Here is a 941-nt window from a genome sequence, read left to right on the forward strand (position 1 = left end):
TCGGCACACCGATAGTCATACCCTGAAACTTCATTATAAGGCTCCTTGAAGGTTAGTTGTGCTCCACGAAAAAAACTTTGACCGACAGAATCAGACCAGCACTTGGCAGGCCGCTACCCCAAGAAAAAGCAAGACATATGCCAAGACATTCCGCACAGACAATTCATTTTATTTCAGCATGTTGAAAAAAATTCATTTCGGCTTTGCGCGCGTTTCGGCCTTCGGGGGATGCACTACAGCATCGTTTTGAGAAAAATATCTCAAGATGAACCGGAAATGATTTACTTCGCAAGAATCTGACAGCGTGCAGCAGGCCCCTGTGGATGATCAGCAGACTGGCGTTTGCCAAAGCCCGGCAATGGGCGTAGTGAAATTTTTCATGCCAGCGTACATTGTTCTTACTGTCCTGTTTGCCGCCCTGTTGCACGCCCTGTGGAACATCATAGTCAAAGGCGGGGAAAACAAGCTCTTTGAAACAGGCCTTAACGCTCTTGGCGCCGGGCTTGGCGCGGCATGCATTGTCCCCTTTCTGCCGCTTCCTGATCCGGCCTGCCTGCCCTATCTCGGCATGTCGTGCATTTGTCACTTCACCTACTACATCTGCATTGCAGAAGCGTACAAGAAGGTGGACCTTACTTTCGGCTACACCATCATGCGCGGCAGTGCCCCGCTACTGACATCGCTGGCCATGCTTTTCTTCGGTGAATCACTCAGCCTCGGCGCATGGTGCGGCGTGCTCACGCTGTGTTGCGGCGTTTTTTGTCTTGCAAGGGACAATATGCGGCGCGGTGCGGACAGGAATGCCATTTTCATTTCGTTGCGCACGTCCTTTGTCATCATGGGCTACACCCTGGCGGACGGTCTGGGCGCGCAGCACAGCGGCAACGCCATAAGCTACGCCTGCTGGATTTTTGTGATCAACATCGTGCCGCTGCATGTTT

Annotated in this window: 1 protein-coding gene; it reads left to right on the plus strand. The window is 52.3% G+C overall.

What is annotated here, in order from left to right:
* Window positions 1–379 precede the first annotated feature (379 nt).
* Window positions 380–941, plus strand: a 562-nt coding sequence (locus QZ377_RS09770; RefSeq protein ID WP_291440967.1) for an EamA family transporter, incomplete at its 3' end; no start/stop codon positions are given.

It is taken from the genome of Desulfovibrio sp. (assembly GCF_019424165.1).
Taxonomy (GTDB): domain Bacteria; phylum Desulfobacterota; class Desulfovibrionia; order Desulfovibrionales; family Desulfovibrionaceae; genus Desulfovibrio.